This is a genomic window from Hallella bergensis DSM 17361, assembly GCF_000160535.1.
In the GTDB taxonomy this organism is placed as follows: Bacteria; Bacteroidota; Bacteroidia; order Bacteroidales; family Bacteroidaceae; genus Prevotella; species Prevotella bergensis.
Genome location: NZ_GG704782.1, coordinates 22,739 through 48,756, shown reverse-complemented (window position 1 = coordinate 48,756; position 26,018 = coordinate 22,739). Strand labels below are relative to the sequence as shown.

Here is a 26,018-nt window from a genome sequence, read left to right as displayed (position 1 = left end):
TCTTCACGTCATCGGCTACATCCTCGGCTGCCTCCTTCACGTCATCGGCTACTTTCTCTGCCTCGTCCTTGGCTTTTTTCACATTCTTGTTGTCCTTAATATCATTGACAACGTCTTTTACCTTGTCTTCTACTTTGTCAAGACACTTGTTGTTTTTTTCTGTGTTTGGTTTCATATTTTTTAATTTTAGTGATTGGTTTAATATTTAATGATAGTTTAATACTGCTGTATACCATGCAAATATAATTTTTTTAATGCAAAAAAGCAAATTTATGCCAAATAAAAAACGTAATCATTTAAAAAGTGGCGTCAAACATCTTCCCTTGAGTCGTGTATATCCCTTTAATGCCGCTGACATTAGGCGGCAAGTCATGATACAAATCTTAAATTCGTTCCATCACAAAAAATCCTGCCATAGGAAACGAAGTTTTGATATTTTATTGCTATCTTTGCCATGCTACATAGAGTTTTACTTATTTCGTTTATACCATAAGGATAGTGAAAATTCTATAGATGGCAAAATGCTGAGGAACATAAACTTCAACTATGAAAGGACATGGCCATAAAATAAGAATATTGATAGGTGCCTTCCTGTTTGTTATTATAATAAGCATTCAATTACCTTTTTGTAAAATTAGTCAGATAGGCACCACATATGTGGATACCACTTTCTATGAGTCGATTTTACAATTTGAAGCGAGGATCCCTTTATATACGCAAACATTTTTTTTAACTAAGGGTAAAACCTATCATAATATAATATTTTCTGATCACAGGCAATATAACATTAAGTTTGGCTGGGACAATAGTATAACACTTGCCTCAAATGATAAACAATACAGGTTTGAGGTTGACAGCTTGGACATCGCCGAAAGAACAGATGCAAAAACAGTGAAGGAAATGTATTCCCATATAAAAGCAGATTCTGTCTACACATACATAGGATTTTATGATGGGGATAACTATTTCATGCTATTTCGCCAGAAGAACTCTATGAGATTCAAAGGTAAAAGGGAAGGTTTCGAGATGTATGTCAATGGAAGATGTTATAAGACAGGAAAATCATCCTTTTTTGATTATTAAAGGGAATAATATACAGGTTTTGTAACATTTTATATGGGTAAGTATTGATAATGAAATGTGAAATCATGGTATAAAAAGCTTTCTTAAAAGTTGGGTGTAATCAAGAAAAAGTATATCTTTGCGAAAGTTGGACCTGAGTAGCCTCATCATAGTTCGTAGGCTCTACTAATGGGGGACTTGAATTTTGAATTGAAATGAAGCAAGCAATAAAGGCTCTATCAGCACTTGGCGTTGCTTTAGTTATAGTTTTAGCAGTGCGCGCCTATGCGTTTACCGTATATACCGTGCCCACAGACATCAGCCAGACGCTGAGACGTGGAGACAGGGTCGTGGTAAACAGGCTGTCGCATGTTGAATTGAGAAAAGGAGAACTGGTAGTGTTTCGCAGGCGAGGCGACGTCATCGGCAAGGTGGAAGCCGTGCCGGGCGACACGGTGAAGATTGGCTCGCGGCTATATCTTGTGCCGTGGACTTGCTGTTCCAAATGCAAGTGCAGCGATTGCAGGCTCTATTTGGTCAGCATGGGCCGCGGATGGGCACTGGTGTATCGGCACCAGATGATAGGTCGGGCCACCAAATTGTTTCATCTCCCCTTTTGATTTTGTTACGATGAGTTCTACTTCCTGTTTGCTTTCTTCCACTTATTTCGGTCCCGTCCAATGGTATCAGAAACTGTTCCGTTATGACAGAGTCTTACTGGAACAGCACGACAACTTCACCAAGCAGACCTACCGTAACCGTTGTATTATTGCTACGGCCAACGGCTTGCAGGCGCTTTCGATTCCCATTGAGCGATACGATGGGTTGAAATGCAAGATGAAAGATGTGCGGATAAGCGACCATGGCAACTGGCGACATATCCATTGGAATGCGCTGCTGTCGGCATACGGGGACAGTCCGTTTTTTGAATTCTATGCCGACGACCTCCGACCTTTTTTTGAGAGAAAGTGGGAATATCTGTTCGATTTCAACCTTGATATTACCAAGCTGGTCTGCGAACTGCTTGATATAGAGCCTACGGTGTTGCCGACGACAGATTATGGAATTGTTTCCGAGGAATCTGGTGCCGCGTCAGACCATATTCCCGATTTCCGCGAGACGATTCGCCCAAAACATTCCCTGCCCGATGCCGAATTCCATCCCCGGCGCTATTATCAGGTTTACGAGCAGAAACATGGTTTTCAAGCCAACCTGTCTATTCTCGACTTGTTGTTCAATATGGGCAACGAGGCGGTGTTATACCTTTGATATCACACCGCTTCGGAAGTCTGCTGACAGTGCTTGGCGGTCGCGAAACAGGTGTCTCGCAGCCGCCAAGCACGTGTCTAACGGCCGTAGTACGCGTGTGTATCGAGCGAAACACACTACCGATGCTACATAATGATCAAAAAGGAACAGGTCAACGACGTGACAGGGAGAGCCTGATGGTCTAATCAATCTTATGATACTGCTCTTCGAAGGGAATGCGGAACCGGTCGCCGCGCACCCCTTCAGGCACGCGTATGCCGCAGGTGATCAGCATGTTGATGCCGCAATTGTAGGGCAGATGCAGAGCCTTTTTCACCAAACGGCTGTCGTAACCCTCCAACGGACAAGTGTCGTAGCCCTGCTCGCTCATGGCCAGCATGAAGGTTTGAACGGCCAGGGCGCAGCTCTTGTGTACCACCGTGCTGACCTCGGCCTCTGAAACCTGACGTACGATGGGGCGGAAGAGTCCGATGCACTGAACCAAGAGCTTGTTGAGCAAGCCCTTAATGCCCAGAAAACGACTGTATTGCATGGGCATGAGATAATTGTAATACATTTTCTGGAGACGTATGCGATGCTCTTGCCGGTCTTTCGGACTGTTCCTTAAAACGTCGTTGATACCGGCCTTGAGCACTTGCGCGGCATGCGCGCGGTGGCGGCTCTGTCTGGTGACGAAGACTACCATCTGCTGGGCCGTGCGCGCCGTGCTTTGGTCAAGGCAGGCATGAGCCAGCTTTTTCAGCGTTTCGGGGTCGGTGACATGGTAACACTCCCACAGCTGCATGTTGGAGCTTGTGGGCGCGAGGGTAGAGAGACGAATGCAGTTTTTCACCTTTTCGTCGTCGAGAGGCTTGCTGGAATCGTAGATTCTGATGGCCCTGCGGTGTTGTAAGATTTCTTCTAATGTCATCATAAAAACAGGAGTTTGAGGCCCGCCGGACTGATGCGGTCCTTTGGGCGTGGTTCGTTTGGCGGCACGCTGCGATGCTTATTGGTAGATGAGCGTCGTCATTCGTTCAGGTGCAAAAATTTCTGTCGCCACTTCGTGGATATCTTGTGCGGTAATTCCGTCAATGTCCTTGTACAGTGCGTTGATATCTTTTTCCCATCCATAATGCAAGAAACTTTTGCCAAAGTCGAGGGCAAAGTTCTCTCTATTGTCGCAGGCCACGCCTATCTGCCCCTTGAGTTGTTTCTTGGCTGCATGGAGTCGCGTCGGGGTGATGGGTAGCCTGATGAGGCTGTCGAGCTCTTTGCGCACCAGTCGAAGGCATCGTTTCAGGTCGTGTGGATCACATCCGAAATAGGTGCACCATAGCCCCGCGTCGCCATAGCTCACCATCGTGCTTTCTACGGTGTAGACCAGTCCGTGGCGTTCGCGCAGCGTGAGGTTGAGACGCGCATTCATCCCCGGGCCTCCGAGCATGTTGTTGAGCAGGTAGAGTCCCATTCGCTTGCTGTTGTGAATGTCGTATGCGCGGCTGCCCAGCATCACGTGAGTCTGATGAGTTTGCCGGTTCATGATGATGGTTTCACCATGTGCTTCCGAAGAAAAGGGTTTGAAAATGCCGGACGATGCCACCCCCATATTGTCAGCATGCGTTTGGGCATCTGCCGCTTGGGAAGGATCGGTGCAGGCAGGCGCTGTGTTGTGGATACGGCACAGGTTTTTAACAACTTTGCTGAACGGCACGTCGCCATACACAAAGAAGATGGCGTTATCGGGCCGGTAGTATGTCCGGGTGAACCGCCTGACCGTTTCGGCATCGAAAGTCCTCACATTTTCGGTCGTTCCGAGTATGGCATGGCCAAGGGGATGGCCCTTGAATATCAGGTTTTCGAACTCGTCGTATATCAGTTCGGAGGGCGAGTCGTTGCAACTTTGTATCTCGTCGCACACCACCTCTGCCTCCTTATCCAGTTCGGCTTGTGGATAAGTGGAGTGGAAAACAATGTCGGTAAGTATGTCGATGGCTCGTCCGATGTGCTCTTTCAGCACCGCGGCATGATAGGTCGTGTCTTCTTTGGTGGTGAAGGCGTTGAGGTCGCCACCCACACTCTCTAAACAGTTGAGTACGTTCCAGGCCCGTCGGTGCTCGGTACCCTTGAAGGTGGCATGCTCGCAGAAGTGGGCAAGCCCTTCCTCTCCGGGCTGTTCGTCGCGAGAGCCGGCACGAATCTGATAACCGCAATAGACCACCGGCGACGAAGAGGGTAGGTGGATGATGCGGAGACCATTGTCGAGCGTTACTGTGTTATATTTCATTTCACTGCAAAAATAGACAATTTCGTTTTGAATTGTGCCCTTTTTTTCGGATATTTGCAGACTGGGAACTGTAGTTTGCATGGAGAGTATGGGCAGGAAGCCACGACATTCTGTAAACTCCCTTAACTTCTTAAAGAACCATAGCATGCGAAAGGTAATCGGAATCGGCGAAACTGTTTTCGACATCATCTTCAAAGATGGGCAGCCCATTGGTGCCTATCCCGGTGGATCATCATTCAATGCCATGATCTCGCTGGGCAGGGCTGGCATCCCCGGTACATTTATCAGCGAGACAGGTAACGACCGAGTGGGGCAGCGAGTCATTGCCTTTCTCAGGGAGAACGGCATCAATGCCGACCATGTGAATGTTTTTCCGGATTCCAAAACGCCCATCTCGTTGGCCTTTCTCAATGAGAACAACGATGCGGAATACATATTTTACAAGAATCATCCCAACGACAGACTTGAGTTTGTGTATCCTGAGATACAACGAGACGATATTGTTGTATTTGGCTCCTTTTATGCCATCAACCCCGTGATACGTCCACAGATGGTGGCGCTACTGGAGGATGCCCGCAAACATGGTGCGATTATCTACTACGACGTCAACTTCAGGCCTTCTCATCGGCATGAAGTGATGAAGGTCACACCCAATTTGTTGGAGAACTTAGAGTACGCCGACATCGTGAGAGGAAGCCACGAAGACTTTGAGGTGCTGTATAAACTGAACGACTGTGACAGGGTGTACAACTCGGAGGTGTCGTTTTACTGCAAGCGGTTTATCTATACACAGGGCAGCCGGCCGGTGGAACTCAGGGCAGAGAACGGTCTGAAGAAGAGTTATGCGGTGGAGCCGTCGGAAACCGTGAGCAACATAGGTGCTGGCGATAATTTCAATGCCGGGTTTATCTATGGCCTACTGAAATACGGCATTACGCGCGACCGGATAGAGCGCGGGCTGACTGAGGAGGAGTGGGATAGTCTTATTGCGTGTGGTCAGGAATTTTCGGCTAACTGCTGCAAGAGCCTTCTCAACTATGTATCCAAGGAGTTTGGCGAGAGCAAGCGGTTGGGGTGATAACGTAACAAACAAGAAGGCCTGACGCGAACCCCAAGGGCAAGCGGTCGCTACAACCATCAAACCTGAACGAAAACCAATGATTGGAAGCTTATGAAACGATGGAAAATAATAGTGGGAGTGATTCTTTTGGCAGCCTTGGGGCTGGCTGATTATGCGCTATGGGACTTCGCAGGCTTCGGGTTGCGAATTTACAAGTGTGCCGACGATTCGGCCTTGCAAATCAGAACATACGCCATAAGCTTAGTCGATAAACTGGGGGTGGTGCTTCTGGTGAACTATCTCGCAGCAGTTTTTTTGTTTGTGAAATGGGTGAGAAAAGCTGTTGCCAAGCAACAGGAAGGCCACAGGCCCGACGCATACGTGCCTGAAAACAACGATTCAAAATGATATAGAACCAACAATCCACCGATATACCTTGCCTTCAAGGGTACATCGGTGGATTGTTGGTTGGGTATGGAACAGGCGCTGAGGCTTTGTTCCTGCCCAGTCTTATAGACGAGCGGTGCGTGACATATTATTTGCCGAACAGCTCATCGAGGAAAGTGTAGAACGCTGGATCCTCACCAACCACGGTCTTGGCTATCTTGCCGTCGGGGTCTAAGATAATCTTCGTGGGGAAACCTTGTACGGCATAGTCGGCCAACACCTTGCTGTTGCGTGGATAGTAGACGTGGAGCCAAGGCAGATTATGCTTCTCTACAGCGGCCTTCCACTTGTCTTCGGTGTCGTTGCAGTCAATACCGAGAATCTCGAACTTACCTTTATACTTCTCGTAGTATTTCTTCATTTCGGGGAATCCCTTGATACACCAGCCGCACCAACTACCCCAGAAATCGAGCACCACATATTGACCACGCAGTGAGGACAGAGTCAACGGCTTGCCGTTGATGTCGTTCAGCGTGAAATCGGGAGCCTGTACGCCTACCGCTTGCTTTTTGGCGGCCTCGGCTTCGGCTTGCTCCTGCGCTGTCATTTGGTCGATAACAGACTGATAGAAATTCTTCATGCGACCATCGCGAACCTCGGGAGACAGCAGCTTGACGGCTTCATTCATCTTCGCTAAATTGCCAAGCTCGGGAATGATGACGGCACTTGCCTCATAGGAAGGGTGCTCCTTGATAAAGTTGAAGATGCTTTCGGTTATCTGCTGGCGCAACATTGGCACCTTAGCTCGATACTCCTTCATCAGGGAATCTTGTGATTCTCCTGCCTTCATGCGGGCATTCAGCTTGTCCATGTAGGTGTTGAGGGCATGAGCGGCAGTTTCGATTGTGCGGTTAGCCTCATTGTATTCACGGTAGAATTTCGTTCCGGAAAAAGAGTAAGTTGAGGCCAAATCACCGCTTAGCTCTGCCGATTCTCCCGGCACGGCAATGGTCTGGAAGCCAATGTTCTCCTGGCGACGCAGGGTGGCTGGAGTGTAGGCATAAATAGACGTGGGATTAGCAACGGTCACGGAGAAGTCGAATTTTCCGTCTTTCACAAGCACGGTGTCACGTGTCATGTCGTTGCCATGGGTGGGAATCATCACGATAAGCGTATCGGTCAAGCCCTTGAGCTCTCCCTTGAAGTGTACGTTGCCATCGGCTGCATTGGCCGTTCTCGGTGCTACGGCACAAGCCATAAGCGCCAATCCGAAAAGTATTTGTTTCATTCTGTACAATATTTGTATGGTTATTTTATTTTTTTACTCTTGAAAATCTATTTTTTCTTGGGTCTGCGGCGCGCCCATCCTTCTTCGCTGAAATCGGGTTCTTCGCCTTTCAGTTTTACAGACGAACCCTGAATCAGTTTTTTCCAATCGTCGCGGCCGTACCGGGTGTTTTCACCAGAGGCTTCACGCGTGTTCCATGGAGCTTCGTTTCGCTGGTTCCTGGCTGCACCACGTGACCCTCGTGAGGAATTTCTGACGCTTCTCGACGCACCTCTTCCACCCCTTGAGGCTGCTCCGGAGCCTCTCGAGTCTTCTGCATCGTTACAGCGTACCTCACGTCCGCGATAGCTGGTACCGTTCAGTGAGCGTATCACTTTCTGTGCGTCCTGTTCGGGAACCTCGATATACGAGAACCTCTGCATGAGGTCAATGTGTCCCACTTGCTGCTTCCCGTGGATATGTTGATTCATGAATTGCATGATCTCACCGGGGTAGAAGCCATCTTGTTTACCCAGATTGATGAAGAGACGACGATATCCAGCCTCGGCCCCACGCTTCCTGTCTTTGCGTGATGCACCTCTTTCCCCTCTCTCCGCTTTCCGTTCTCCCCTTTTGGTTGAGGGCTTTTCGATAACCGGTGCGTTCTTGTAATAATCGAGAAAGCGGCCGAAGGTGACTGTAATCATCTTCTTGATAATGTCCTCTTTGTCAATATACTCAAACTGCCGGTATATCTCCGTAACGTAGGGAGCAATCTGTTCCTCGTCCACATCAGTCTTCATGATGTTGTTCATCATCTTGTAGAGTTGCTTCTTGCAAATTTCCTCGGGTGCGGGCAACTCGTCATCGACAAACTCCTTACCGATTATCTTCTCAATGCTGCGCACCTTATGTTTCTCCCGCGTGTGGATAATAGCAATCGAGGTGCCTTTCTTTCCCGCGCGCCCGGTACGTCCGGAGCGGTGGGTGTAGCTCTCGATGTCGTCGGGAAGACCATAGTTAATGACGTGGGTCAGGTCGTCCACATCGAGTCCACGGGCAGCCACATCAGTGGCTACAAGCAACTGCGTGATGTGCTTGCGAAACTTCTGCATGGTCAAGTCGCGCTGTTGTTGCGACAGGTCGCCATGCAACGCCTCGGCGTTGTATCCGTCCTTGATGAGCTTGTCGGCAATTTCTTGGGTCTCGATTTTGGTTCGGCAGAAAACGATGCCATAGATGTTGGGGTAGTAGTCCACAATGCGCTTCAGTGCCAAATATTTGTCTTTGGCGTTCACCATATAGTACACATGGTTCACGTTCTCTGCGCCCTCGTTGCGAGAACCCACTACAATCTCTTTATAGTCGTTCAGATAGCTCTTGGCTATCTTTTCAATCTCCTTACCCATTGTGGCGGAGAACAGCAACGTGTTGCGGTCTCGGGGCACCCCTTCGAATACAGCGTTAATGCTATCGGTGAATCCCATATTGAGCATTTCGTCGGCTTCATCCAGCACAACGTTGCTCACGTTGTCAAGTTTTGCCACACCGCGATTCATCAGGTCGATCAGTCGACCTGGGGTGGCCACAATAATCTGCACACCATGGCGCAGCGAACGAATCTGTGCCTCGATGGAGGCTCCTCCGTAAACGGGCAGGATGTGCATGCCATCCATGTATTTAGCAAATGCATTGAGATCGTCGGCAATCTGCAGGCACAGCTCACGAGTGGGACTAAGGATTAGAGCCTGAGTCTCTTTCTTTGTTGGGTCAGTGCGCTGCAACAGTGGAATGCCAAAAGCAGCAGTCTTGCCGGTGCCGGTCTGTGCCAGTGCGATAACATCGTTTCCTTGACCAAGTAAATACGGGATAACTTCTTCCTGAACGGGCATAGGATTTACAAAGCCCAATTCATCAATGGCGCGGCGAATCTCTTCGCTAACGCCCAATTCTTCAAATGTCTTCAAAAAAATATGATTAAAAATGTAACCGTAGGGACTACTTCACAACGCCCTACCGTTCTGATATGTCCCTTTGAACGGTGCAAAGGTACGTAAAAAAAGCGATATATAAGCCACTGGGACTAAAAAACTGGAAATAAATTTTCGGAACCCTTCACATGTCATTCCCCAAAAATGTGTTGTCAAGTCATTTTTTTTAGGGAAAGACAGTCCGACTAATCAGTACATGTGTAATCACATCAAAGAAGGCCTGCGAAACGATTGCGCTTTGCACCTGAAAAGGTGCTTTTTAAGCATGAAAAGATTTCGGTATATCACGTTTTCTTAGTATCTTTGCAACACAACTATTGAAATAAAAAAAATGGCAGAAAATCTCAAAAGAGAAGAGAACTATTCAGCCTCCAACATCCAAGTGCTGGAAGGTTTGGAAGCCGTGCGTAAGCGCCCGGCTATGTATATTGGCGACATCAGCGAGAAAGGACTCCACCATCTCATCAACGAGACCGTGGACAACTCGATTGACGAGGCCATGGCAGGCTACTGTGACCATATTGAAGTAACTATCAACGAAGACAATTCATGTACTGTTGAGGACAATGGACGTGGTATTCCCGTGGATCAACACGAGAAGTTGCACAAAAGCGCACTCGAGGTGGTGATGACTGTGCTCCATGCCGGCGGTAAGTTCGACAAGGGCTCCTACAAGGTCAGCGGTGGTTTGCACGGTGTGGGCGTGAGTTGTGTCAACGCTCTATCCGCCCGCATGCTCTCGCAGGTATTCCGCGACGGCAAGGCCTACCAGCAGGAATACGAGAAAGGAAAGCCCCTCTATCCCGTCAAAGTTATAGGCAATACCGACAAACGGGGTACCCGCCAGCAGTTCTGGCCGGATCCTACGATATTCACGACCAGAACCTTTCAATGGGACATCGTTGCGCGCCGTATGCGCGAGTTGGCCTATTTGAATGCCGGCATCAAGATTACACTGACTGACCTGCGTCCGAACGAAGATGGGAAAATACGCCAGGAGGTGTTTCATGCCAAGGATGGACTCAAGGAATTTGTTCGTTATATTGACCGTCATCGCACCCACCTCTTCGACGATGTGATCTATTTGAAGACTGAAAAGCAAGGCGTTCCCATAGAGGTGGCTATCATGTACAACACCGACTATTCCGAGAATCTTCATTCATACGTCAACAATATCAACACCATTGAGGGCGGAACACACGTTACAGGATTCCGTCAGGCACTCACCCGCGTACTGAAGAATTATGCCGACAATGACCCACAGATTGCAAAGCAAATCGAAAAGGCAAAGGTCGAAATTGCCGGCGAAGACTTCCGCGAAGGCCTGACAGCTGTGATTTCGATCAAGGTGGCAGAGCCACAGTTCGAAGGACAGACCAAAACCAAACTGGGCAACAGTGAGGTGACGGGTGCAGTGAATCAGGCTGTGGGTGAGGCTCTGACCAATTATCTGGAAGAGCATCCGACTGAGGCCAAGCAGATATGTGAGAAGGTGGTTCTCGCAGCAACCGCCCGTGTGGCTGCTCGCAAAGCCCGCGAGAGCGTTCAGCGCAAGAGTGTGATGACCGGCGGTGGTCTGCCGGGCAAGTTGGCCGACTGCTCCAACAAGGACCCGAAACTGTGCGAGATATTTCTTGTGGAGGGCGACTCGGCCGGTGGATCAGCCAAACAGGGACGTGACCGCTACACTCAGGCCATACTGCCATTGCGCGGTAAGATACTGAACGTGGAGAAAGTGCAGTGGCACCGTGTTTTCGAGGCTGAATCGGTGATGAATATCATTCAGAGCATCGGCGTACGCTTTGGTGTGGATGGCGAGGACGACCGCGAGGCTAACATCGACAAGTTGCGCTACGACAAGATCATCATCATGACCGACGCCGATGTCGATGGTTCTCACATCGACACCCTGATCATGACATTGTTCTATCGTTTCATGCCGAAAATCATCGAGGAAGGACACCTGTACATCGCCACACCCCCACTCTACAAATGTACGTACAAGGGGAAAAACAGCGAATATTGCTACAACGAGGGACAGCGACTGGCCTATTTCCAGAAATATGCTAACGGAGAAGAGGACAGCAAGAACATTCATACGCAACGCTACAAAGGTTTGGGAGAGATGAACCCTGACCAGTTGTGGGAAACTACGATGGACCCAGCTAACCGCCTGCTGAAGCAAGTAACAATAGAAAATGCTGCCGAGGCCGACGAGACGTTCTCAATGCTCATGGGCGATGACGTAGAGCCGCGACGTGAGTTTATTGAAGCCAACGCAGCCTACGCCAATATCGACGCATAACATCGGCATTGCAAAGAGTCTTTCCTTAGGGTTAAGAAGATTGTGTATCACCACATGACCCATAGGGAAAGACTCTTTTTTTAACCTTGCACAACGATGCAGCCTTTCACAATTTATCCATATAACCGCGATATGAAAAGATGGATGCACCCTCTTTTGCTTATGGCAGCCTCCACATTTGGTTCTGCCCTGATTAATGGGGACGATTCACTTCTGCTTCGTGCTCCGCACAATGATGTCGGAGAAATCGTGGTATATAACGGAAAAACGATGGTGTTCAAAATTATGAAAGGCGAAGAACCGATTGATCAATGAAGCAAATTGTCCTTATATGCTACATCATAACATGGGCATTCAGTTCGTTTGCTCAAGAATTTAACACCCATTGGATATCTTATCCGGAACCGGATAGCACCTCGCACATCTGGTTTCGCCAGTGTTACCTGCAGCAGGGAAGACCAAGCGAAGGTCATATCACCATTGCCTCGACAGGCTATTACAAACTCTATGTCAACGAGTACAACATCGGTACAGCCGTGTTCTATCCTTTCAGAGCTTCTTATTCCGATGATGTTGTTGTGATGAACTTTGATGTCACGCCGTATCTCAGGAACGACACCAACATTGTAGCTGTAATATATTCGCCAACATACCCACACATCAACTCAAAGCAAGTTTCCATTATATACTATGGTCGGGGAAACGACGGACAGCCTTTCTCCTACACAAGCGATGCCAACTGGCTGTGTCGCAAGGCCAACTCTGCATTCAACAGCAATGGCGGGGAAACCATAGACGGCCGCTACCACAACACCCAATGGCGTTCCACCCAATTCGACCAAGCATTGTGGCTCAGCGCACGGGAACAGTACACACAGCAAGCATCACCCGTGACGCTATGCCACGACATATGTCCCGTATTGAGGATCAACGAGCGGCGGGGTTACAAATACTTTGACCAGGTCAGTGACGGTGTGGAGTACGAGTTTGGAGAAGGTATGCACGGTTGGGTCAGACTAACGCTGAGAGATGCCCGCAAAGGTCAGATCATACGCTTTGGCAACACACGATACATTTGCAGTGGACTACTCGACGAGCAGGCTTGCCCCGTTTTTAGCATATCCGACTACCGGAGAGTCCGTGTCGGTGGTGACAGTTCATTTCAAAGAGACCAGATTTTCGATATCGAGGCCATAGGAATTGCACCCGTTTCAACCGTGTTTTATTAGTCCGTCCATGGGACAAACCACACACTTTGACAGGCTTTCATCATAAAAAAAACAACACCCGAACAAGCATATACAAGTTTATGAATACGATTAAATTAGAAAAAATCAGCGTTGAGAACACCAAAAGGGAGTTTCCCAATATCAAGTATATCGACAATGACTTAGTGCTGATCGAAGATGCCACCAAGATCAAATACGCTAACGAGCCACGTAGGGTGACTTGCAAGTGCTTCGGTCTCTGCACTCAAGGCACGGCCGAATATACCCTTAACACCGTCAAGCATACGCTGCGATCCGGCGACATCATCATCATCAACAACGGACAGGTGATTAGCGATTACCATCAGTCGGACGATTTCGAAGGCATTGCTCTGCAAATATCCGATGCTTTCTTCTACGAGATCTTCTCCAGCGTACACGGACTGTCGATGCACTTCACCTTCTCCAGACTACACCCCGTGTTTCATCTGAATTCTGAGGAGAAGGACAATATCATCACCTACTTCAATCTTATCAAGGAAAAGGTAGCGCAAACCGAGCACCATTTCCGCCGCGACACCGTGCGTTCTTTGTTGCAGGCTCTTATCTACGACACCGCAGAATCGATCGCCAACTTCCAACAAAACTCCACGATGAAGAACTCAAGGGCAGAAACCATATTCGTCAGCTTCATACAAAAGGTTGAGGAGAATTTCCGCGACAAGCGGCGTGTGAGCTGGTATGCCCGCTCCCTGAACATTACAGCAAAATATCTGTCAGAAACCATCAAGCAGGTAAGCATGCGCACACCCAACGACTGGATTGACGACTATGTGGTTCTCGAGATACGCGTGTTGCTCAGAAATAGCACCAAGAGTATCAAGGAAATCGCAGAATACATGAATTTCCCCAACCAAAGCTTCTTTGGCAAATACTTCAAGGAACATGTGGGCATGAGCCCTTCGGAATACCGAAAGCGATGATTGCCCACCTCTTGCGCTCAACAGATTCTAAGGGTAAGACTACAATAGACCTTGTCTTTTGAGTTGACTTGCTATGCCGCACAGTTCGTCATACCATTCTTTTCCAAAGCGCCTTATGAGCGGTTCCTTCAAAAACATATACAATGGCAGGTTAAGTTCCCTGCCCTTTTCCACTGCTGCCCGGCAAATTTCCCAGCGGTGGTAGTTCAATCCCACCGTCCCGTCTGCAAATTGCTTTTCGCGAATGGGATACAGGGCACACGAGATGGGCTTGCACCATTTCGTCCTGCCTTGGCGGAAAGCACGCTCAAGCGCACAAAGGCAGCAGTATTCTATCTTATCACCACTGTCCGCATCCTCAAGATCAGCATAACAGGTAAACACACAATCCTGACCCTTCACAATGCTGGTCACCAAGTCGCCCTCGTCGTCGCTATAGGCCACTCCCTGTCTGTCGATGACACTTTGTGCCGATGCTGCCAATCCGTCCCACACTTCGTCCAGGCATTCTTCTATACATCCCACCTCATCGAGCGTAACGGGCGCACCGGCATCGCCGACAATGCAGCATTCGCCTTTGCACACAGCAAGGTCACAGCAAAATTTCTCGGTGAATATATCGGGAGAAACCAACACGTCTCCCACTTGGATGATATGCAACATGAATCAAAAAATAAAGACAGAGAGGCAACGAAGGGAAGATTACCAGTCGATGGGAGCCTGCTGATGAGCAGTCAGATACTCGTTGCACCTCGAGAATTGGTGCTGCCCAAACCACCCACCACGGTTGGCCGAGAGTGGCGAGGGGTGTACCGATTCCAACACTAAGTTATGCTGCGAGTCTATAAGATACCGCTTGCTGCGCGCATAGCCACCCCACAGCATGTAGACCAGTCCGCGACGATGCTTGCTCAGCGCACTTATGGCGGCATCGGTGAAAGTGTCCCAGCCCAGTTTCTGGTGGCTGTTGGCCTGATGAGCACGCACGGTAAGGGTGGCATTGAGCAGCAACACGCCCTGTTCGGCCCATCGGGTCAGGTCACCATTTGTCGGCATGGGCTTTCCCAAATCGTCTTTTATCTCCTTAAAAATATTGAGCAGCGACGGTGGCATAGCTGTACCCTCGGGCACCGAAAAGCTCAGTCCCATAGCCTGTCCCGGCTCATGATAAGGGTCTTGTCCGATGATCACCACCTTCACCTGATTGAACGGACATAGATTGAACGCGTTGAAGATCAGTTTCCCGGGAGGATAACACGTCTGGCTTGCATATTCCTGACGCACCCGAGTCACCAAGCCATCGAAATACGGCTTGTCAAACTCGACGTCCAAATGCTGCTTCCAAGATGCTTCAATCTTTACATCCATCTTTATACGGTCAACTGTCCAACGTCTTGCCCAGACCATCACACCCCTCTCCTGCCGGGGAGGGGGTGTGGGCATAGGTTATTCTTAATCTTCTATCAAATTCTCACCGGTCATATCCTTCGGCTGTTCCAGCCCCATGATATGCAAGATGGAAGGTGCCACATCGGCCAGACGACCGTCTTTCACCGTAGCCGAATTGTTATTCGTCACATAGATGAACGGCACGGGATTGAGTGAGTGTGCTGTGTTTGGCGTATCGTCATCGTTAATGGCGTTGTCAGCATTGCCATGGTCAGCTATGATAATGGCCTCATAGTCATTGGCCTTGGCAGCCTCGATCACGTCTTTCACACAGTGATCCACAGCCCATACGGCCTTAGCAATGGCATTGTACACACCCGTGTGACCCACCATGTCACCATTGGCAAAGTTCACCACAATGAAATCATACTTCTGCGTGTTGATGGCCTCGACCAACTTGTCCTTCACCTCGTAGGCACTCATCTCCGGCTTCAGGTCGTAGGTAGCCACCTTAGGCGACGGCACTAAGATGCGGTCCTCGCCCTCAAATGGAGCCTCGCGACCACCATTGAAGAAGAACGTCACATGTGCATATTTCTCGGTCTCGGCCGTGTGGAGTTGCTTCAGTCCCTTGGACGAAAGATATTCGCCGAGCGTGTTTTCTACATTCTCTTTCGGGAAGAGCACCGTGACATTCTTAAACGTGGCATCGTATGGGGTCATCGTGAAATAGCGCAGGTCTTTCACCGTGTGCATACCTTCCTCGGGCATGTCCTGCTGGGTCAGCACCTGGGTCAGTTCCTTGGCGCGGTCGTTGCGGAAATTAATGAAAATCACCACGTCGCCTTCGTCGATAGTACCGTCTACACCAGCGTTATGGATGGGTTTGATAAACTCATCAGTCACATCCTCGGCGTAGCTTTCCTCCACGGCCTTCACCATGTCGGTAGCCTGCTTGCCCTTGCCCTCCACTAAGAGGTCATAGGCTTCCTTCACCCTGTTCCACCGCTTGTCGCGGTCCATGGCATAGAAACGTCCAATCACGCTGGCTATAGCAGCACCATTGGCATCGCAGCACTCCTGAACCTCACGCACAAAGCCAGCACCACTTTTCGGGTCGGTGTCGCGGCCGTCCATAAAGCAATGAACAAACAGTTTGTCCAATCCGTATTCCCTACCTATGCTAATGAGCCGGAGCAGGTGGTCGAGACTCGAATGCACACCACCGTTTGAAGTGAGTCCCATGAGGTGGAGCTTCTTGCCGTTTTCCTTGGCGTATGTATAGGCCTCCACAATACCTTTGTTTTTCAGAATTTCGCCCGTCTGGCAAGCCTTGTTGATTTTCACCAAATCTTGATCAACCACACGTCCCGCACCGATGTTGAGGTGTCCCACCTCCGAATTACCCATCTGGCCGTCGGGCAGACCCACGTCCTCACCACTGGCCTTCAGCTGCGAGTGTGCGCTAACCGCGTTGAGATAATCGAGGTAAGGCGTGGGCGTGTTGTATATCACGTCACCCTTACCATGCTTGCCGTTTCCCCATCCATCGAGGATCATCAATAAAGCTTTCTTTGCCATAATTCTTATAATTTTTATATCGTTATCTTGTTAAGCTCTACAAAGTTACCACCTTTCCATCTTTTAACAAAATATGAAATCATAAATTGACTTAAACCTTAACTATTTCTCAAAAATCCTCGAGATGGAACCTATCGAATCAAATGATTAAAAGTATTCTGGCACGTTATTTTTCTCGCTGATTGAAAACGCTCGCCTTATTGTAGAGCATTCGCAATAAAGAAAAGATACAGAAAAATGCCATCGTCAATATTCCGATGGCATTTTGGATTTATTCTTTATTGGTTTTCAAAGACAGTTTTATTCTTTTATTATCTTTATGGTTTTTGCGCCTTGTTTCACAATATAGATGCCTTTAGGTAGCTGGTCTGACTTGCTTTGCTGCCGCACGCCGGCCATATTGTAAATGGCCTCTGCACCATTGCTGTCTGCACCTATGGTGCTAATTCCGCTGGCTTCCTTGGTGACATGGATCGTAACACGTTGGTATGCCACGCTGTTGTCAGCCACGTTACCACCGGCTTTCACTAAAATGACATAGTCACCGGCTAAGGTGGGCTTACCTGTGAGGGTAAAGAGCCTGTCACCATAGTTCCTGGTAAGCTCAAAGTCGCTATTCAATCTGTTCTCCCTGGTACCATCGGGAGTGTAGGTAGAGTCTATCTTCGCCAAGTAGATGTTGCAATTTTTCAACTTCAGTACTACCGGACTGATCGAATCTCCTAATGTAACAGTCTGTTCAACCCCTGTTTCTGTTTGTGGCTCAAACTTCGTGGCGAAACGGTCGGGCAGGTAATATCCGAGGTGAGGAGGCTGGTTATATGCCGAGTTTTGCCATGTGATACCCATGCGGTATACATGGTCGTGCATCAGGGTGGGCACTCGGAACTGCGTCGGCTCATTGGTGGTGAAAATCGTAAGATCGCTGCAGGTTTCACCATTCCATAGGATTATCTCCTCGCGCCAGTCGCCTAAGATGTCGGCTGAGAGGTTTGGAGTGGCCTTGGTGCTGTTGCATGATTGTGAGTGATTCACCTCATACAGACTGAAAAGACGGGTTGCTCCGTTGCCGTTCCATTTGTCGAGTTTCGTACCATCGAGCAGTTCGTCCTGCAAATCCCCGTCCCAATAGATGCGGAAATTTACAGACACACCCTTGTTGTTAACAACATCCCCAGTCCGGGCACTGCGCAGACTCCGATCGTTCGACGACCAAAACTCGTATCCCCGATTGCTTTTTTCAAGATCGGCAGCCAGTCCTCGACCATTGTCGCTACCACCAGGGGCAGAGCGTATCACTTCGCCCGTGGCGGCATCATGTATGTCCCATCCGTATGGCTCTACACGATCCTCATGGACAGTAAATACTTCCAAGCCAGGGCGATCAGGATTCAGGTCGCCCAAATGCATGGCGTCGCCATGTCCGAACCCCACGCAGTAGAGCAGACTCCCGTCATCGTCGATAGCCGCGGAGCCGAGTATAATCTCATCCTTACCATCTCCGTCCACATCGGCGCAGCTCAAATTATGGTTTCCGTTGCCATAGGCGGTGTAATATGAGCCTTTGCCACATGTGTTGGATGAATATTTCTTGATCGTGAGCTTACCATTGGCATCCCACACTCTCGTATTTTTTTTGTCTACCGAAGCATGTAGCCATTTGGTTGTGAGCGATGTTCCATCAAAATTAACAGCCCAAATGTATGCTTGTGTATAATACCCACGGCACATCACAGCTGAGGGATTGGCCTCTGGCCCGTCGAGATAGGCTACTGTTGCGAGGAAGCGGTCGCCACGGTTTCCGTAGGAGTCGCCCCACGCACTGGAATAAGATGCATTACCCGAGTTACCGAAAGCACGGTTGGGACGATAAAAAATGGTATGTATCGCTTCACCCGTTTCACCGTTAAATACGCTCAGATATTCCGGCCCATTCAGAACATATCCGTTACTGTTGCGATAGTCTTTCGAATTGTCGGTACTGGTAATGCGATCATCAGTAGCTGCATCCGATACATATTTGCCCATTCCATCGATACTTCCCGGAGCTGTCTTGCATATCATTTCGGCCTTGCCGTCTCCGTCGAAGTCATAAACCAAGAACTGTGTGTAATGGGCTCCGGCTCGAATGTTCTTGCCCAAGTCAATGCGCCATAGCTTTGTTCCGTCGAACTTATAGCAGTCGATATACACGTTTCCAGTTTTTCCTTTCTGAGAATTATCTTTCGAGTTGGAAGGATCCCACTTCACAATAAGCTCATATTCTCCATCTCCATCTATATCGCCCACGCTACAGTCATTGGGTGTGTAAGTACAGTCAGAGGCGGTGGGACGGTCAAGGTGCAGGGTGGTGTATGGTTCGCTCCATGGTTTGGCAACCGCCGTGGTATCTGTTGGTTCGCCATTCACCAAAGTCACCACCTGATATTCACTGGTAGATGATCCGGTCTTGTCCACAAAGCATGTAGCATTGGACACTGTGCCTGATATGCTCACACCGTTGCGGAGCACCTCGAAAGTAGTGGTTTCATCGTCGTCGGTTCCTAAAAAACGCCAACTCACCATCTGTCCGCCGCCCTTAGCCGGCACAGCTACAACGCCACGCGAAAGCTTCTCCATTTGGGAAACGGGAGTGTTTTGTGCTGTTGCCATCATGTTCGAGCAGCCCAGCAATGCGGTAACAAGATAAAGGTAATGTTTCTTCATAAGAATACTTAGTTTTAAGTCAAGTTTGATATTTAGATAAAATCTTTATCTACAAAATTAAATAATAATTTGGTATACCAATCGATAATGGCTATTTTTGATGTGTTAAAATCAAAAAGTCATGATAATAGGATTTTTTTGCTCGGCCAACAATGATATTCCACATCATTGTTGACTTTATGAGTCAACTTTTTTTAGGCAAAGACACCAACGCTGATAACCATTCTCCTTACTTTTTTAATAGTGCGATGAGATCCGCAATGAAAGCAGATTTTTTGTCATCGAAAAGTTTTTTGTCAAAACTATAGTAAATAAAGGGACTACAAGAGAATTTAGGGCTCTTTTTGTCACTTATGCCCTAATCCTTTTTACGAAAGGCAAAGGCTATGTAAACCAGACTGGTCAGAGCAAGAAGACTGGAAAAAATGAAGAAAACTGAGTAGCCGAAATGTTGAGCCACATGGCCGGCGATGACTGAGAAGACGATGCCGCTGAGGTGGGTGATGACGGTCTGGGTGGTGAAGTCGGTGCCTTCCAAGCCCGGTCGCACCATGTCCATCGACGTGGTGTAGACCATCACTGTGGAGAGTCCGTAGCAGCTCCAGAGCAGCACGATGCCCAAGACGACATGCCATGTTGCGGGATGCAGCTGGGCAAGCACGACAAAGTAGAGGCAGGTGACGAAGGAGAGCAGGGCGAACAGACGGCGCGCGCGCCACCGGCCGAGCACATAAATGAGCTGGCCGCTGACGAGAGTGGCAATGCAGGCGGCCGACGATCCGATGATGCCGCTGAGCAGTCCGATGTCTTTCATCGAGTAGCCGAGGTCGACCATCCACGGACGCACCATCGAAAGCACGCTGATGAGTCCCGCGTAGTAGAGCAGTAGAAAGACGATCTGCCGCCGGTTTCGACGCAGGCCGAGGAAGGTGAAAGAGTCAGTGAGACGCACTTGGCGGGTGTGAGGCCGCTCCTTGATGGTGAGTTGGCGGTTGCGCATGAGGGGGATGACGGCGAGAACGACGAAGAGGGCGAGAGACGGCAGCACACGGTGCCAGCCATAGCGTTGCAGCAGGGCGAGCAGGATACCACTGCCGATGAGCGTCGCGCTGAAGCTGCCCAACGATTGTATGCTGTTGACCATGCTCTTTTCCTCGCGCCGGAACGACAATACGGCCAAGGCATCGGTGGCGATGTCTTGTGTTGCAGAGGCGACAAACGACAAGATGATGAGCGTGATGATGACCGTGAAGTTGGACAAGAGGTCCATACAACCGATGGCGAGAATGAGTAGGGCGTAGATACCCTCGCACAGGAAGATGCAGCGGCGAAAGCCTTTCAAGGTGGTGCAACGGCGGTCTACGAGCGGTGCCCAGAGGAATTTCACGATCCACGGCAGCTTGATGAGCTGGGTCAGGGCAATGGCGGAGAGCGAGAATGAGGCCTGCCGCATGGTGATTTGCAGGGCCGTCGCGAAGAAAGTCATGGGCAACGCTTGCGCGATGTAGAGGCAGAAGAAAGTGAAAAGATCGTATTTGCGCTGGCCGGCGAGCTGGGAAAATTCTTGGAATTTGGTGTGAGACATGAGTGAAAATAGAGTTTTTGAGAGGGCGACAGGTCGGACCTGTCAGACGAGCCAGACCAGTCGAATAATTCAGAGCGGACGAACGGGTCCGACAAGTCCGACTGGTCCGAAGCCCCTTTTAGTAGTTTTCGTTCGCGGCCACGTCGCACCCCTGCTTGATACGGTCGCCGATGCCGATGCCGTCGCGCAGGTTTCCGGCGATGGTGAGGGTTGAATAGAGCTTGCGGAGCCGTTCGACGGCAGCTATCCGACGGTCTGTGCTGGCCTCATACTGAGGAATCGCACGCTCGTGACGGAAAATGCGGAGGGTGTCGGGATGTGTTCCGACGGGATATTTCAGCATATCGACGAGCGTTCGGTCGACGATTTCGGTCAGCTTCTCGTCGCTCTTTCCGACCATCTCGGGATGGCGCATGCCTCCCATGAAATAGGCCAAGGAGGCTCCATTCTCGGGAGCCCTTCCCGAAAAACAGGCTGAGGGAAAGAGGATGCCGAGCACCTCGCGCCGCTCTTTGGACGGCACCAATCCGCCGAAGGCGAGCCAATCGTGATAGTGGGTGTCGCGGAGGCCTACGCCGATCTGCACCACCGGCGCGTAACGGAGGTTGCTCAGGTCGGCCATCACGGTGCGATCGACGAACGGAAGAAGGTCGGGCAGCGAGTAAGAGCCACAGGTGGTGACCACGCGACGGGAACGGATCGCTCGCGTCTCGCCGTCTTTCTCATAGCTCACCATCCAGCCGTCGCCGTCGGGCATGACGCGGATGTGGCGGGCCGAAGTGGTGATGCGGTCGGCGCCGATGGCCTCGGCCAAGGCGTCAACGAGCTTGTTGAAACCACCCCGGGCCGAGAACACCGCTTTGGTGGCCTTGCGGTCGCGGTCGGTCTTGGGCTGGCGGGCCTTGGCGATGGAGCCTCGAATGAACGAGCCGTAGTCTTGTTCCAAGCGGTAGAGCTTGGGCAGGGCCAGACGGGTGGGCAATTTGTAGGGATCGCCGGCATATACCCCAGAGAGGAACGGGTCGACAGCGTAGTCGACATACGATTTCCCAAGGCGCCGCTCGGCCAAGCTGCCGACCGACTCGTTGGGGTCGGTGCCGCGCTTTCGCCACGGCTCCCCGAGGATGCGCAACTTGTCTTTCCATGTGAATAGTGGCGTGGCGATGGCCGTGGGGAGCGACGACGGCAGGTTGTGGAAACGGTCGTCCTTCCAGATCAAGCGCCGTTTGCTCGACTCCAAAGCCGTCTCCAGTTGACATTTGTCGGCCAACTGCTCGAACAATTCGGCCACCTCGGGATGTTTCACCACGCCAGTATTGGGTCCGCTCTCAAAGGTGAAGCCGTTGATGTGGAACGTGTGGATCTGTCCGCCCACACGGTTTTGACACTCCAAAACCTCTGCGTCAATATGGCGGCGGCGCAGTTGGAAGGCGCAGGTGAGGCCGGTGATGCCGGCTCCTATCACGATGGTGTCGCGTTGGGTCATTCTGATTGGGGATTAAATGGGTTTGGAAAACTTCTTGTCGGTGTACTGCATGAGTGGGTCGAGGGCGGCGGCGACATTGCGTACGAAAGGATGGCCGAGGTCGGTCATGGCGATGCCGTCGTTGCTCAGGTTGATGATGCCGTCGCGCGCCATATCCTGCAACTGCGCCGGGTCATAGTGGATGGCCGAGAAAAGGGTGTCATGGTCGACGGCAAGCGTGTCAGCAAGCTCACTCCACCGGATGCGGTAGTTGCACATCAGCCGCTCGATGACCTCCTTGCAGATGCGTTGCTGAGGTGTGAGGTGGTAGCCCTTGGCCGTGGAGAGCCGTCCGCTCATGGTGTCTCGGATGTAGCCTTCGATGTCCTTGGTGTTTTGGGCGTAGAACGTGTCGAGCTGACTGATGCCTGTTGCGCCGAAGGCATAGACCTGTCCGGTGGTGCGACGGGTGCAGTATCCCTGGAAATTTCGGTAGAGCAGTCCTTCTTGCAAGGCCGTGAACAGTTCGTCGTTGGGCAACACGAAATGGTCGAGGCCGATGCTTCGATAGCCCGCCTCATGGAGCAATCGGGAGGCCTCGTCGAACATCCGCCGTTTCTCGTCGGTGGGAGGAAGGCCGATTTTCTCCAGGATCTGCTGCCGCTTGAACACCCAAGGCACATGACCGTAGCTGAAGGTAACGAGTCGCTCGGGGCGGATGGCGATAGCCCGGCGGATGCTTTCAACAAACGACCCGGCCGTCTGGTAGGGGAGTCCGAAGAGTAGATCCATGTTGACGGTGGCTCCGGCGACGTGGAGCAAATCCACAATCTGCTGCAACGGCAACAGCGACGGGGTGCGGTTTACCGTTTTCAGCACCCGCTCGTCCATGTCCTGCACGCCGATGGAGAACCGATTGAAATGGCTTTCGGTGAGCTGTTGCCAGTCTTCCAGGGTGAGATAGCCGGGATGGCACTCGATGGCTATCTCCGGGCGGTCGATGGTGGGAAACAGCGAGAGCAGATGCTCGTTGAGCTCGCGCAACACGCCGACGGGCATGGCGGTGGGACTTCCACCCCCGTAGTGAATCTGGGCGATGGGCCGGTGGCGGTCCAAATGGGCGGCCACGAGGTCGATTTCCCGGTGCAGAGCCTTGACATATCGGTCTACGGCATCGCCCGTGCGAGGCATGAGATAGGAGTTACAGCCGCAATAGTGGCAGAGGTGGCGGCAAAACGGCATGTGGAGGTAGAATGAGAGCATCGGGCTCCCCGTGTGATTCGACTCGTCGACGGCCTCTATATAACGGCCACTATCCATCGGCTCGAAATAGTTGGCCGGTGGATAGCTGGTGTATCGGGGTACGGATACGTTGTATTTCTGGATGATGTCCATTCGCAAAGGCTTGGTTTTTAGAAGTCCACAATGACGTTGGCGCCGAAGGTCAGGGGCTTCCCTTTCTGTGCGTAGCTGCTTGTGGAGATGAAGTAATAGCTCAGATAATCGGTCGAGGTGAGGTTCTTTCCCCACAGCTCGAGGGTGACGATGCCTTTCTGGAATGCGGCCTTCGCATTGAGGAGCGCGTAGAATTTCTGCGCTTGCCCGTTGTTCTCGTGCCAGTAGAGCTTGCCCACGCCCTGCACGTCGGTGCTTAGCCGGATGGCGTCGAGGCCCCGGCGGGGATGGATGGTGTATTGTCCGGCCACGTCCATCGTGTGGCGCGGCACTAAGGGAAGCATGTTGCCCGAGTAGTCGGTGGTTTTATTTTTCTTATAATCGAGGAAACGGGCGTAGGTGTAGCCGTAGTTTGCCGTGAGCAGGAGGTCGCGCAGCGGACGTGCCCTAAACGTCAGCTCCACGCCCTTGCTGTCGGAATGGCCGGCATTGTCGATCACATTGCCCACGGCGGGCACCGTGTGGCTGATCTGCTGATGGCGCCAGTCGATGTAGAACAGCGTCAGCTCGCCCCCGAAACGACCATCGCGCGTGGTGAGTTTCGTTCCGATTTCATAGTTCCAATTGTACTCCGGGTCGTAGCTTCGCTCGTCATCGGTCTGGAAAGACTGATTGAACGCGCCGGCCTTGTAGCCGCGGGTCACGTTGGCAAAGACCTGGTTGTGGCTGTCGAAAAGATATTGCAACCCGAATTTCGGGATGAGCTGGGTGAAGTGGAGCGATGACTTGAAATCCTTGAGATGCTTCTGCGCCCCATTGGAGATAGTGATCATCTCACGCGAATATTTCATTTTGCTGTGCTCATAGTCGAATCGTAGTCCGGCTGTAGCCGACAATCCTCTCCACAGGTTATAGGAAGCCTGCGCGAAGACGGCAGCTCCCTGCGTCGGCGTCTTGTAATGGGCAGGCTGGATATTGTCTCGCATGAAGAAACTTGTAGCTTGGTCTTGGTTGGCCGTCTGGACGAAGCCGTTAGCTCCCGCCACCCATTGGAAGCGGCTGTCGTTCTCCGATTTGAGCACGATTTCCTCGTTCCACGTGTTCTGCGTCACCCCGTTGGTCACGAAATAGAGGTCCTTGCTTGTGAAGTCCTGGTCTATGCTCTGGTTGTCGTGGATGTGCTGGAAGGTGGTCTGGCTGTTCAGGCTGAAGCCGTTGCCGGTGTAGTGCGCCATGAGCCCGGTGGTCGAGATGGTGCGGATGTAGCCGCACGCACGGTTGTAGGCGATGTCGGCAAGTTCCTGTTTCTTCGTGTCGTAGGGGGCGTAAGGGTAGCCGCCCTGGTTGGTGTAGTTGAGTTCGGTATTCAACCGCAATTTCCAACGGTCGGTGGGGTTATAGTAAAATCCCAGCTTTCCGCCTGCGGCATCCAGCTTGTCGGCCTTTTTGCCGAGAAAGGTATTCTTGAAATAACCGTTGTTGTGCTCGTAATAGCCGCCAACATTCACGCCGAATGACGATGATAGGCGGGTGTAGTTGGAAAATTGCGTCACCACATGGTTATAGTTGCCATAGCCTACTTTCAACTTGGTGCCCTGATAGTCGAAGGGCGTGTGGGTGTAGACGTTGATCACGCCGCCGATGGTGTTGCGGCCGTAGAGCGTGCCTTGCGGACCGCGATAAACCTCTATCGCCGTCACGTCAAGCATATCGGTGTTGAATGCGGAAATCTCAAAATGGGGCACGCCGTCCACGTAGAAGCCCACGGCCGTGCCTTTCACCTTCGACATCACGCCGCGGATGGCAATCGGGGTGGTCTGCCGGGATCCGTATTCGGGGATGAAGAAGTTGGGCATCATGGCCGACATATCGGCAATATCAGTTACTCCCTGCGCCTGAATCTGCGCGCGCCCGATGGTCGACACCGATGCGGGGGTGAGGTTGTGGCGATTGATTTTGTAACGGGTGACGACCACTTCGTCAAGTTCTTGGTGAGGATAGATGCTGTCGGTTTCTGCTGCTTGCGAGAGGGTGGGCATGAAGGTGAGCAGCATGCCCATCAGAAAACTTGCAGTTAGGTTCTTGTTTGTCATTTGCTA

At 50.9% G+C, this 26,018-nt stretch carries 21 protein-coding genes; 9 read left to right on the top strand and 12 right to left on the bottom strand.

Annotated elements, in window-relative coordinates; all coding sequences use genetic code 11:
- Window positions 1-546 precede the first annotated feature (546 nt).
- From HMPREF0645_RS08625 to HMPREF0645_RS08615, 3 genes are all read left to right on the top strand, one after another.
- Window positions 547-1,083 carry a hypothetical protein gene (locus tag HMPREF0645_RS08625; protein WP_007174583.1) on the top strand — a complete coding sequence of 179 codons (537 nt, stop codon included), beginning with the start codon at window positions 547-549 and terminating at the stop codon, window positions 1,081-1,083.
- A 194-nt stretch (window positions 1,084-1,277) separates the two neighbouring features.
- On the top strand, window positions 1,278-1,682 hold the full coding sequence (locus HMPREF0645_RS08620) for a S26 family signal peptidase (RefSeq protein ID WP_007174582.1): 405 nt from the start codon (window positions 1,278-1,280) through the stop codon (window positions 1,680-1,682).
- Between the two features lie 10 nt (window positions 1,683-1,692).
- Entirely contained in the window at window positions 1,693-2,331 is a 639-nt protein-coding gene (locus HMPREF0645_RS08615) for a WbqC family protein (RefSeq protein ID WP_007174581.1), read from the top strand.
- Window positions 2,332-2,512: 181 nt separating this feature from the next.
- Here HMPREF0645_RS08615 and HMPREF0645_RS08610 read toward each other — a convergent pair whose 3' ends face one another.
- Together HMPREF0645_RS08610 and HMPREF0645_RS08605 are read right to left on the bottom strand one after the other, a co-directional pair.
- Entirely contained in the window at window positions 2,513-3,241 is a 729-nt protein-coding gene (locus HMPREF0645_RS08610) for a nitroreductase family protein (RefSeq protein ID WP_044123483.1), read from the bottom strand.
- 78 nt (window positions 3,242-3,319) lie between these two features.
- Window positions 3,320-4,597: a M16 family metallopeptidase gene (locus tag HMPREF0645_RS08605; RefSeq protein WP_044123522.1), complete on the bottom strand. Its 1,278-nt coding sequence runs from the start codon at window positions 4,595-4,597 to the stop codon at window positions 3,320-3,322.
- A gap of 145 nt (window positions 4,598-4,742) precedes the next feature.
- Here HMPREF0645_RS08605 and HMPREF0645_RS08600 point away from each other — a divergent pair, with 145 nt between their 5' ends.
- Together HMPREF0645_RS08600 and HMPREF0645_RS08595 are read left to right on the top strand one after the other, a co-directional pair.
- Entirely contained in the window at window positions 4,743-5,675 is a 933-nt protein-coding gene (locus HMPREF0645_RS08600) for a carbohydrate kinase family protein (RefSeq protein ID WP_007174578.1), read from the top strand.
- A 93-nt stretch (window positions 5,676-5,768) separates the two neighbouring features.
- Window positions 5,769-6,065, top strand: a complete 297-nt coding sequence (locus HMPREF0645_RS08595) for a hypothetical protein (protein WP_007174577.1) — start codon at window positions 5,769-5,771, stop codon at window positions 6,063-6,065.
- Window positions 6,066-6,192: 127 nt separating this feature from the next.
- On the opposite strand, the gene HMPREF0645_RS08590 is transcribed toward HMPREF0645_RS08595, so the two are convergent.
- Both HMPREF0645_RS08590 and HMPREF0645_RS08585 read right to left on the bottom strand, forming a co-directional pair.
- Entirely contained in the window at window positions 6,193-7,332 is a 1,140-nt protein-coding gene (locus HMPREF0645_RS08590; protein ID WP_007174576.1) for a TlpA disulfide reductase family protein, read from the bottom strand.
- Window positions 7,333-7,379: 47 nt separating this feature from the next.
- Window positions 7,380-9,278, bottom strand: coding sequence for a DEAD/DEAH box helicase (locus HMPREF0645_RS08585; RefSeq protein ID WP_007174575.1), 1,899 nt, complete (start codon window positions 9,276-9,278; stop codon window positions 7,380-7,382).
- A 355-nt stretch (window positions 9,279-9,633) separates the two neighbouring features.
- Between HMPREF0645_RS08585 and gyrB the strand changes: the two genes are divergently transcribed.
- The 4 genes from gyrB (at window position 9,634) to HMPREF0645_RS08565 (ending at window position 13,798) form a co-directional block, all read left to right on the top strand.
- The gene (gene gyrB / locus HMPREF0645_RS08580) at window positions 9,634-11,607 is read left to right on the top strand and encodes a DNA topoisomerase (ATP-hydrolyzing) subunit B (RefSeq protein WP_007174574.1); all 1,974 of its coding nucleotides are present in this window, start codon (window positions 9,634-9,636) and stop codon (window positions 11,605-11,607) included.
- 132 nt (window positions 11,608-11,739) lie between these two features.
- Window positions 11,740-11,922, top strand: coding sequence for a hypothetical protein (locus HMPREF0645_RS08575; protein WP_156777892.1), 183 nt, complete (start codon window positions 11,740-11,742; stop codon window positions 11,920-11,922).
- Window positions 11,919-12,836 carry an alpha-L-rhamnosidase N-terminal domain-containing protein gene (locus tag HMPREF0645_RS08570; RefSeq protein WP_007174572.1) on the top strand — a complete coding sequence of 306 codons (918 nt, stop codon included), beginning with the start codon at window positions 11,919-11,921 and terminating at the stop codon, window positions 12,834-12,836. Before HMPREF0645_RS08575 ends, HMPREF0645_RS08570 begins: the two co-directional genes overlap by 4 nt.
- An 80-nt stretch (window positions 12,837-12,916) precedes the next feature.
- Window positions 12,917-13,798, top strand: a complete 882-nt coding sequence (locus HMPREF0645_RS08565) for an AraC family transcriptional regulator (protein WP_007174571.1) — start codon at window positions 12,917-12,919, stop codon at window positions 13,796-13,798.
- Window positions 13,799-13,837: 39 nt separating this feature from the next.
- Here HMPREF0645_RS08565 and HMPREF0645_RS08560 read toward each other — a convergent pair whose 3' ends face one another.
- From HMPREF0645_RS08560 to HMPREF0645_RS08525, 8 genes are all read right to left on the bottom strand, one after another.
- Window positions 13,838-14,461: a DUF3109 family protein gene (locus HMPREF0645_RS08560; RefSeq protein ID WP_007174570.1), complete on the bottom strand. Its 624-nt coding sequence runs from the start codon at window positions 14,459-14,461 to the stop codon at window positions 13,838-13,840.
- A gap of 39 nt (window positions 14,462-14,500) precedes the next feature.
- Window positions 14,501-15,166: a uracil-DNA glycosylase gene (gene ung, locus HMPREF0645_RS08555; protein ID WP_044123521.1), complete on the bottom strand. Its 666-nt coding sequence runs from the start codon at window positions 15,164-15,166 to the stop codon at window positions 14,501-14,503.
- A gap of 84 nt (window positions 15,167-15,250) precedes the next feature.
- Complete coding sequence (gene gpmI, locus HMPREF0645_RS08550) at window positions 15,251-16,768, bottom strand: 2,3-bisphosphoglycerate-independent phosphoglycerate mutase (RefSeq protein WP_007174568.1); 1,518 nt, start codon at window positions 16,766-16,768, stop codon at window positions 15,251-15,253.
- A gap of 300 nt (window positions 16,769-17,068) precedes the next feature.
- Window positions 17,069-19,474: a rhamnogalacturonan lyase family protein gene (locus tag HMPREF0645_RS08545; RefSeq protein ID WP_007174567.1), complete on the bottom strand. Its 2,406-nt coding sequence runs from the start codon at window positions 19,472-19,474 to the stop codon at window positions 17,069-17,071.
- A 358-nt stretch (window positions 19,475-19,832) separates the two neighbouring features.
- Entirely contained in the window at window positions 19,833-21,059 is a 1,227-nt protein-coding gene (locus tag HMPREF0645_RS08540; RefSeq protein WP_007174565.1) for an MFS transporter, read from the bottom strand.
- Window positions 21,060-21,177: 118 nt separating this feature from the next.
- On the bottom strand, window positions 21,178-22,545 hold the full coding sequence (hemG, locus tag HMPREF0645_RS08535; RefSeq protein ID WP_044123482.1) for a protoporphyrinogen oxidase: 1,368 nt from the start codon (window positions 22,543-22,545) through the stop codon (window positions 21,178-21,180).
- A 12-nt stretch (window positions 22,546-22,557) separates the two neighbouring features.
- Window positions 22,558-23,925, bottom strand: coding sequence for an oxygen-independent coproporphyrinogen III oxidase (gene hemN, locus HMPREF0645_RS08530; protein WP_044123481.1), 1,368 nt, complete (start codon window positions 23,923-23,925; stop codon window positions 22,558-22,560).
- Window positions 23,926-23,936: 11 nt separating this feature from the next.
- Complete coding sequence (locus tag HMPREF0645_RS08525; RefSeq protein ID WP_007174562.1) at window positions 23,937-26,012, bottom strand: TonB-dependent receptor; 2,076 nt, start codon at window positions 26,010-26,012, stop codon at window positions 23,937-23,939.
- Between the last annotated feature and the right edge of the window lie 6 nt (window positions 26,013-26,018).

Excerpts from the sequence above, each read along its gene's own strand:
- HMPREF0645_RS08570 (WP_007174572.1), top strand. The coding sequence starts at position 11,919 with ATGAAGCAAATTGTCCTTATATGCTACATCATAACATGGGCATTCAGT.
- HMPREF0645_RS08610 (WP_044123483.1), bottom strand. The coding sequence starts at position 3,241 with ATGACATTAGAAGAAATCTTACAACACCGCAGGGCCATCAGAATCTAC.
- HMPREF0645_RS08575 (WP_156777892.1), top strand. The coding sequence starts at position 11,740 with ATGAAAAGATGGATGCACCCTCTTTTGCTTATGGCAGCCTCCACATTT.
- HMPREF0645_RS08625 (WP_007174583.1), top strand. The coding sequence starts at position 547 with ATGAAAGGACATGGCCATAAAATAAGAATATTGATAGGTGCCTTCCTG.
- hemG (WP_044123482.1), bottom strand. The coding sequence starts at position 22,545 with ATGACCCAACGCGACACCATCGTGATAGGAGCCGGCATCACCGGCCTC.
- HMPREF0645_RS08540 (WP_007174565.1), bottom strand. The coding sequence starts at position 21,059 with ATGTCTCACACCAAATTCCAAGAATTTTCCCAGCTCGCCGGCCAGCGC.
- HMPREF0645_RS08600 (WP_007174578.1), top strand. The coding sequence starts at position 4,743 with ATGCGAAAGGTAATCGGAATCGGCGAAACTGTTTTCGACATCATCTTC.
- gyrB (WP_007174574.1), top strand. The coding sequence starts at position 9,634 with ATGGCAGAAAATCTCAAAAGAGAAGAGAACTATTCAGCCTCCAACATC.
- HMPREF0645_RS08525 (WP_007174562.1), bottom strand. The coding sequence starts at position 26,012 with ATGACAAACAAGAACCTAACTGCAAGTTTTCTGATGGGCATGCTGCTC.
- HMPREF0645_RS08590 (WP_007174576.1), bottom strand. The coding sequence starts at position 7,332 with ATGAAACAAATACTTTTCGGATTGGCGCTTATGGCTTGTGCCGTAGCA.
- HMPREF0645_RS08565 (WP_007174571.1), top strand. The coding sequence starts at position 12,917 with ATGAATACGATTAAATTAGAAAAAATCAGCGTTGAGAACACCAAAAGG.
- ung (WP_044123521.1), bottom strand. The coding sequence starts at position 15,166 with ATGGATGTAAAGATTGAAGCATCTTGGAAGCAGCATTTGGACGTCGAG.
- HMPREF0645_RS08560 (WP_007174570.1), bottom strand. The coding sequence starts at position 14,461 with ATGTTGCATATCATCCAAGTGGGAGACGTGTTGGTTTCTCCCGATATA.
- HMPREF0645_RS08545 (WP_007174567.1), bottom strand. The coding sequence starts at position 19,474 with ATGAAGAAACATTACCTTTATCTTGTTACCGCATTGCTGGGCTGCTCG.
- HMPREF0645_RS08605 (WP_044123522.1), bottom strand. The coding sequence starts at position 4,597 with ATGAAATATAACACAGTAACGCTCGACAATGGTCTCCGCATCATCCAC.
- HMPREF0645_RS08595 (WP_007174577.1), top strand. The coding sequence starts at position 5,769 with ATGAAACGATGGAAAATAATAGTGGGAGTGATTCTTTTGGCAGCCTTG.
- HMPREF0645_RS08615 (WP_007174581.1), top strand. The coding sequence starts at position 1,693 with ATGAGTTCTACTTCCTGTTTGCTTTCTTCCACTTATTTCGGTCCCGTC.
- gpmI (WP_007174568.1), bottom strand. The coding sequence starts at position 16,768 with ATGGCAAAGAAAGCTTTATTGATGATCCTCGATGGATGGGGAAACGGC.
- HMPREF0645_RS08620 (WP_007174582.1), top strand. The coding sequence starts at position 1,278 with ATGAAGCAAGCAATAAAGGCTCTATCAGCACTTGGCGTTGCTTTAGTT.